Origin of the sequence: Chromobacterium haemolyticum (genome assembly GCF_002081825.1) — a bacterium.
GTDB lineage: Bacteria > Pseudomonadota > Gammaproteobacteria > Burkholderiales > Chromobacteriaceae > Chromobacterium > Chromobacterium fluminis.
Map to the genome: position 1 here is coordinate 170,361 of NZ_MUKU01000009.1, position 7,712 is coordinate 178,072.

General features: G+C 51.3%; 6 protein-coding genes and 1 tRNA gene. 2 read left to right on the forward strand and 5 right to left on the reverse strand.

Annotated features, from left to right (window positions below; genetic code table 11):
- Nucleotides 1–101: 101 nt before the first annotated feature.
- Entirely contained in the window at nucleotides 102–791 is a 690-nt protein-coding gene (locus B0T39_RS09185; RefSeq protein WP_048407763.1) for a Bax inhibitor-1/YccA family protein, read from the reverse strand.
- Between the two features lie 166 nt (nucleotides 792–957).
- On the opposite strand from B0T39_RS09185, the gene B0T39_RS09190 reads away from it, so the two are divergent.
- Together B0T39_RS09190 and B0T39_RS09195 are read left to right on the forward strand one after the other, a co-directional pair.
- Nucleotides 958–1,042: transfer RNA gene (locus B0T39_RS09190), tRNA-Leu, on the forward strand.
- Nucleotides 1,043–1,135: 93 nt separating this feature from the next.
- Nucleotides 1,136–2,728 carry a site-specific integrase gene (locus B0T39_RS09195; RefSeq protein WP_176219526.1) on the forward strand — a complete coding sequence of 531 codons (1,593 nt, stop codon included), beginning with the start codon at nucleotides 1,136–1,138 and terminating at the stop codon, nucleotides 2,726–2,728.
- Nucleotides 2,729–2,858: 130 nt separating this feature from the next.
- Here B0T39_RS09195 and B0T39_RS24945 read toward each other — a convergent pair whose 3' ends face one another.
- The 4 genes from B0T39_RS24945 to B0T39_RS09210 form a co-directional block, all read right to left on the reverse strand.
- On the reverse strand, nucleotides 2,859–3,431 hold the full coding sequence (locus B0T39_RS24945) for a hypothetical protein (protein ID WP_141111146.1): 573 nt from the start codon (nucleotides 3,429–3,431) through the stop codon (nucleotides 2,859–2,861).
- 137 nt (nucleotides 3,432–3,568) lie between these two features.
- Nucleotides 3,569–4,549 carry a T6SS immunity protein Tli4 family protein gene (locus B0T39_RS09200; protein ID WP_141111147.1) on the reverse strand — a complete coding sequence of 327 codons (981 nt, stop codon included), beginning with the start codon at nucleotides 4,547–4,549 and terminating at the stop codon, nucleotides 3,569–3,571.
- A gap of 12 nt (nucleotides 4,550–4,561) precedes the next feature.
- Nucleotides 4,562–6,286, reverse strand: coding sequence for an esterase/lipase family protein (locus tag B0T39_RS09205; protein ID WP_217806213.1), 1,725 nt, complete (start codon nucleotides 6,284–6,286; stop codon nucleotides 4,562–4,564).
- Nucleotides 6,286–7,712: type VI secretion system Vgr family protein (locus tag B0T39_RS09210; protein WP_141111148.1), on the reverse strand; the 1,427-nt coding region annotated here is incomplete at its 5' end. The genes B0T39_RS09205 and B0T39_RS09210, both read right to left, overlap by 1 nt.

A 7,712-nucleotide genomic window follows, 5' to 3' on the forward strand; every position in this document is an offset into this window, starting at 1 on the left:
GGATTTGTCAGACAGAAGCGCTAAGGAAGAGAAGAAAAAGGAACAAATAAAAAACGCCCCGGACGGGGCGTTTTGATTGGAAGACAATGCCGACGCGGGGTTTAGTCGCGTTCGCCGGCAAAGGCCAGCAGCAATTGCAGCAAGCTGGTGAACAGGTTGTAAATGCTGATGTAGATCGACAGCGCGGCGGAAATGTAGCTGTCCTCGCCGCCGTCCACCACCACCTTGACCTGCCACAGAATCATCAGCGAACTGAACAAGGCGAAAGCCGCGGAGATCATCAGCTGGAAAGCCGGCATGCGCAGGAAGATGTTGGCCACCACCGCCACCATCAGCACGATGGCGCCCACGGTCAGGAAGTTGCCCAGGCCGCTCAGATCCCGCTTGGTGGTGGTGGCGATGCCCGCCATCACGAAGAACACCAGCGCGGTGGCCGCGCCCGCGGTCATAATCAGCTGGCCGCCGTTGGAAAACTTGAACGCCAGTTGCAACAAAGGCCCCAACAGCAAGCCCATCAGGAAGGTGAAACCCAGCATCAGGAACACGCCGGCCGAGCTGTAGCGGTTTTTCTCGATGGCGAACACCAGACCGTAGAACACGGCCAGGATCGCCAACATGCCGATGATGGGGCTGCCGGCCAGGAAGCCGAAATTCATATTGGTGCCGACAATGGCTCCCATCACGGTGGGAATCATCGACAGACCCAGCAAACCATAAGTATTGCGAAGAACCTTATGGCGTACCTCGGCCATACCGGTCGTCTGATAGGCCGTCTCAAGGTTCGGGTGCATAATTAAGCCTTTCTCCAAAGGGATTTTTATCAAATTGTACCGACAGTGACAGCCGCCGTGGCAATAAGTTTCCCGGCGGCCCGGCTTGCGCCGGGAAAGCGCTTCGGGTATTCTTGCACTCCCTTGCAAATGAGGGCTGTCGATCTAATTTGCAAGCGGCATCAAAGCGAAAGTGGCGGAATTGGTAGACGCACTGGATTTAGGTTCCAGCGCCGCAAGGCGTGAGAGTTCGAGTCTCTCCTTTCGCACCATTAAATCTGTTAAGCCTCAATAACTTACTGATTTCAAAGGCCATTCCAGGCCAACTGCTACAGTTGTGTGCTACACTTGGCCCCATGCCAGACATGCCTAAGCATACCAATGTACTCCGCCGCACAGGCTCTTCAGTCTACTACTTCCGCATCACGATCCCTACTGATTTACGCCCCCATTTCAATGGCAAAAAAGACGTGTGGCGCTCACTACAAACACGAGACCTCAGAGAGGCGAACCGTCTTGCCGCAAGAATACGTGTGGAGTGGGACGATCAGTTTGCCGAACTCCGCGCCAAGGACAAGGCCGCTGTAGTCGTCTCCCTCTCGGACGATGACATAAGCCGCATCGTTCATATGCACCAATCTCGCATGATGACGTTCGATAGCGAGTTACGATCACAGGGCCTGGACAACGCGAAATATGAACAACTAGGAGACGATCTCTCCCGGCTGGATCAAGATGCACGTGCGGCCATCGCTCGAGGAGACACTTGGTCAGTTGGAAATGCCCTTGAAGACAGCCTCCGCTTTGAAGGCATCGAGCTGGATACAAGCTCTGTCGACTACAAGAGGCTCGTCTCAGCCGCATCCAAGGCATACAAACGCACCGTAGATGCCTTGAAAGCCCGCCACGAGGGCGAAGTAGTCGACGATGTGCCCATGCCCTCTTTGGCCCCTTTACAGGCTAGGGCGGCCATAGCCAGCAAGGGAGCGCCGACTCTAGTAGATATTCTCAACAAATACCAAACCGAGCGGAAGCTGAAAAGCAAATCATTTGACGATATGCTTCAAGTGGTTAACCGTTTTCATGATTGCATCGGCACCCTACCAGTCAAGCAGATACTTAAAGCACATGGCCTCAAGTACAAGGAAGCCCTCTTGCAGAAAGGCCTTTCTGCCAAAACGATCAATTCCAAGCACCTGGCATTCTTGAAAACGCTGCTGAATTGGGCTGCACAAAATGACTACATCGAACAAAACCCCATCGCCTCCGTCCGCGTCGTAGTCGGAAAAGTTCAAAAAGAGTCGCGGACCTCCTATGACCTGAAGGCACTCCAAGCTATCTTCAACAGCCCGATCTACGCCACCGAAAATGCACGGCCTGTAGCTGGCAAGGGAGAAACAGCTTTCTGGCTGCCGCTGTTGGGCCTATTTACGGGAGCAAGGCTAGAAGAACTGGCTCAACTCAAAGTATCGGACATTGTTAAGGATAGCCTAGGGCGGCATATTCATATCACGGACAGAGACGATGAAGGTTCAGTGAAAACCAACGAGTCAAGGCGTCGAGTTCCTCTTCATTCGGAACTGGAACGAATGGGATTTGGCAATTACCTAGAGACACTGCCTCCCACTGGATACCTATTCCCAGAATTAACGCCCGACAAATATGGAAAGCGTTCATCTCTATGGTCACAGTGGTGGGGAAAGTGGTGTAGAAAGCAATTAGGAATTACAGACAAGCGCATGGTGTTTCACTCATTCCGGCATAGCTTCAAGGACATATGCAGAGAAGCTGAGGTAGATGAAGAAACACACGATGCCCTCACCGGCCACACTAACTCATCAACATCTAGGAGCTATGGGTCTGGAACCTACCCATTGAGTCCACTATTTGTTGCAATCGGCCAATTAAATTTCAAAAACATAGGACTATCACATATCTCTTGGCAAAGATCATACTGAGCACGATTGTGTTTCTCTGTTCAATAGCACAAAAACCAAAGACAGGCGCTGAAGTTACACCTCGTTAGGTAACATCAGCGCCTATCTTTTAAAGGAATTTACTTGAACCTAGAGCAAAGCTGCTCCGTGCTCACCTTGTAAGTTGCATTGAAAAATCACAGCGATCTTGCGTTTGATAAATCACTGTTTCACCGTGATAGTCTGCACGGGATTTATATACTTCTTTCCCGCATGCCAACAACTTGTATCCAGCCCCGCTAGATGGCTTGCCACTTCTTGAAACCAAGGTAAAGTTGCCCCGATAGTTCCCGCTACCCACAACTTCTACAAAGTGCACTGCATTCACATCAATATCAAAAGGGGGTGATACAAATTGACTTCTTCCTTGGCCATCCGTCCGTCCCTGTAATGAAATCGCAGGAGCTTCGCCGCTGGACTTCGGATCATGGACCTGAAGTAGATAAGGAGTATCTTTGAGCACCCTCCCCGTCTCCGGGCTATGTAGCACAAAATAGCAGCCTTTATTTACACCTTGCTCGCCTTGCCCCACTTTCTCTATTGGCGATGAATGACACTGATAAGTCGCTTTCATCGCGGCGCGGATCGCCTCAGGTTCAAGCGGCCTATTAACAGCGCAGCCTACCACCATTAACACAGCAGGAAAGACTCCAAAGCAGACAGCAATCTTCGAAAGATTAATCATAGACAAACAAACCCTATCGATTATAAGATCGAAAACGAACTTATTTAACTACCGCCTAGCATAAGGCAATAGTATATTTTGAGTTATGCATATTGACACAGATTGATCGATGCCATCACCTATTATGCCTCATAAACTTATTGAGCTATCGGGCGAACTCGGATGGACTTAATCACGCTTTCATAGAGGCGTTGCATTTGTGTTGCATTTAAGGATGACTCCCCCGTAACACCGGCTACGCCTTCACCAGAGGTAAGCTGTATCGAGACTTTTGGATTGAGAGGATCATCAAATCCGCCCTGAGCTTCCCACATAAAACTGTGCGCAACACCCATGCCGTTGTCCGAGGGGAACTCATTTAGAGACTCCTCGCCCTGCATGCCATTTACCGTTCTAGCGCCCTTCCTGATCGCCTTTATCTTACCAGGAAATCTCTCATCCAATTTCGCTGCCTTTTGCCTTTCCAGCAAGGATGGCTCTGGTTTTGACAGTGTGAAGCTGTCTATGCTGAACCAAACATCCGGATTATTCTTCAAGGCGAAAGTGATTGAAGCCATCTCAAACTGTGGCGATTTTCCATCATTGGAGACAAAGCCATTTGCAATGCAAAAGCCGGCCTCTTTCGGAATGTCTCGATCCGAGCGATAACGAATCCCTTGTAGGTAGGCCTCATACTCAGAAAGTGTTTCCTGGATGTTTTTTTTGTTTAATGCACGGACGGAGGAAAGTGCAGTGTATCCATTTCCTAAAAATTTATAGGTATCCAATGAATACATGAGTCGTCCAAATGGTTCAGACTTTGCTAACACCAATCTCTTGTCTGGTGAGTTTGAAAATCGAGTTTCCGCAAACTGGTCTTCATATTTGTCATGCTCGTTTTTTAAGGTGAGTTCTTTTTTCTCCGCCAGCTTAAGCATAGCCTCCCTACTAATTTTTTCGGTTTTTATTGATGCAGCAATATATTTATTTCCCTGCCCCTTGAGTTCTGCTTCATGCGGAATGTCAACTAAGTAACGACCAAAGCAGTAGGTTTTCATTTTGTCAAACATCTTATTCTCCGCAGCATAAAGAGCAGGGCTGGTCATCAATAAGGCAAGCAATAAAGCAAGTCGATTCATCGTGGCAGTCCTTTAGTACGCCTTGGGCGAAGGGGCTTGTTGAACGATTTTGGCAATGCCATAGACTGTAGCTTGAATCGCATATTTGTTTTTGTAGCTCATTTGATGGTCGAACCCCGACATGCTGAATACTGCTTTGGGTGTCGGTTGCAGCTGGGCTAGCACTTTCCCAGAATCTAGAGGAACCGTGCCATCCCCTCCCTGGTCACGCTCATTGCTTAGTTTGAATTTAACTTTTGGCGAATCTTCACCTTGATAAAGTGGAACGGTACTTTTCCCCGTCATGGTTCGCTGACTATCCTTTTGATAGATTAATGGCATGACATCGTCCCCTGGAATACTGCCTGAAGCCTGCCAATGGATATGGCCAAAAGTACGGAATTTTTTTTCGTCAATGCCATAGTAGCCGTAAGTTTGCGGGTGAGCATATAAATCTAGTGTATTATGAAACTTCCTCGCAAATTTCAATGCATCAGTATGCGCATCCAACGGGGTTGTTTTTGCTTCCTTAATACTGCCGGCCGGATCAATCAGTCCTGGGTCCAGCATCCCCCACCAACACTCATCCGTGGTCTTGCTGTAAATTTCCTCATAGGGATCAGCCTGCGGCAAGCTAAAAATCACATCGTTACCGCCTTTCTTAACAACTTTCAGCCAGCCCGGTGAGTAGTGCTTGGTCGGCAACAACTCCAACGGTCCAGGCGAACATGCCAGAGTCGGCGTAATGTCCCCGGCATTCCAACCAATGATGGCAGCCACGGCGGCGCCTTCAATATCTAAAAAGCCGCCCACCTCAGTCCCGGCGCGGAAACGGCGATAGACCACTGGCGCACCTGCTACCGGCTGCACACCATGCACCACCCCCAATATCTTGTCAGGTGCCATCTGAGCGGCTCTACGCCCGACCAAGCCGCCCATGGAGTGCGTTACTAGAATGACTTTCCCATCGCAATCGAAATAGTTAGTATTTTTGTAATGTTCAATGATTTGATCAATCTTTTCGATCAGAGATTGCGCGGACTCTTCATTGCTTTGCAGCCAGTTGTAACCATGCGCCCATACCGGGTAGTAATAATCATCCAACCGTAGCACTTCGTCTTGACTTAGTCCCTGTGGGGTCAAATTCCAAGCTTTTACCGCCTCCGCTGCGGCCTTGGCGTAGTCCGGTTCCTTTTCAGAGCGAGGAGCAGTCTGCTTGCCGCCATTGAGATGGGCCAGTAGGCCAATTTCCGGCAGCAGAAAATTACCACGCTCCTCAGGATGACCCGGGTTGCTGTACTGGTCATTGAGGATGACTTCCAAGCGCTGCAAAATGAAGTGGTAACTGTCGGCATGCAATGCGCCCCAGCCACGTCGCTTCGCCTCTTCGGTGCTGACCCAATGCAAATTATCCGGAACTTGGCAAGGGCCATCCGGGTTAACTTCGGTACTATTAGGGTCAAATAAAATTTGACGCTCCGCAGGCGATTGATTAGCTCCGTTAAGAGCCGCTCCTATCCCGCCTAGCTTCCCATTAGGCGGAGCCCATGCTTTTATTTGCTTCTTATCCCGTAATCGTAAATTCGTTCCCATAATCCCCGGCACAAAAATCACCGGAATAACGGTATGAGGCGGTTTTACGCATAAAGCACACTGCTTGAAACTGTCCGGGCTTTTGACGGATTCAAAATACGGGTTGCCTTTCTTGTCGAATTGCAAGGATACGCGGCGGGTTGCTGTGCTTAATACGTCTACCATCATCCGTTCCGTTTCAGATGCATTTTCAGTTGATCAATGACCTTGCCGGTCAGTGTAGAGGTTGCGCCGCTGCCATCCGTGCTGCCAGAGCCTTCCAGCTTGTTCTGACCATTGCGGACTTCATGCTGTATCTGGGATTGCGCCTTGCCGGAGCGGCCTGCTATGCCAAACTGTTCATTCGTCTGAATGGCGCTTTGCGGCAGGTTGAGCATTTGCGGGCTGACACTGGCCGGTCCCGTCATTGCGTGGCTGGCGGCGTGCTGGGTATGCGTGGCCGATGTCTTCGTGGTAATCCCGCCCCCATACTCCGCGCCGGCATTCTGCGCGGTGATATTGACCTGAGGCCCTTCAATGCTGACCGCCTTCAAGCCCACCAGACGTAAGCGCTTGGCGGCGATAATTTCAATGTCGTCATCCTGCGCTTGGATGCGAATCACGCCAGAGGCGGAGATAAGCTTCATGCCCAACTGCATCACGAAGATGGACAGAGATTGCCCCACGCGCATGCGCAGATGCTGGCCTATGCTCTGGTTGCTATCCTTGGCGGCAATCAAGTCATGCGTGCTGCCTGTTGCCATCGAGATGTTCGATTCGCTGGCCAGGGCAATGCCTTCCGGTGCGCCGAGGGCCAGAATGGCTTTGTGCCCACTCTTGGCTTCCTTGGCGGTATTGCTGCCACCCTCCCATTGTTTAACGTCTTGCGCCAGTTGCTCTTGCGGTTTGGTGTCGGTTTCATCCGCATGATGCACTTCCGCCTGCTTGGCGAGAGACTTCGCAATGGACAGCGCCATCTCCAACTGGCCTATCAACTCCTCTCGGTCCAGTTGATTGCCGCGAGCTCCTTCACGGCCATAGGCGCTGACCAGAACCCCTTGAGCGGCCCGGATCGCGCCTGACAAATCCGTTCGCAACTCAAAGCCGTTGCCGCGTGGCTCCGCTTTCCCGTCTTTGCGGGGATGAGTCAAAAAGCCCTGGTTCAACTGGGTCTTGCCCGGCTCACTGGAAAGCTTGGCGCGGACTTCTCCAGGTGTGTCATCAAACAGCAGTTCGCTGTAGCCGCCGCCTTGATGCTCTTTCGACTTGATGCCGGAGAGGGTCTTGTTCGCCGGCAAAGCGCCTGCGCCGCTAAAGTCCGGGGTGGCGTGGCTGCCGTTATAGAGCACGCCAACAACGACAGGACGGTCAATGTCTCCTTCCAGAAAGTCCACCAAGACTTCCTGACCGATGCGGGGAATGAACTGATGCCCCCAAGCCGCCCCGGCACTAGGCATCACCACTCGAATCCAACAAGAGGACTTATCATCCATCGCCGCGCCGATGCCGGGATGCTCTTCAGGGCGCTGCCAATGGAATTGCACCTTGATGCGTCCGAATTGATCCGTATGCACCTCTTCGCCGGCCGGCCCCACCACGGTAGCGGTCTGGC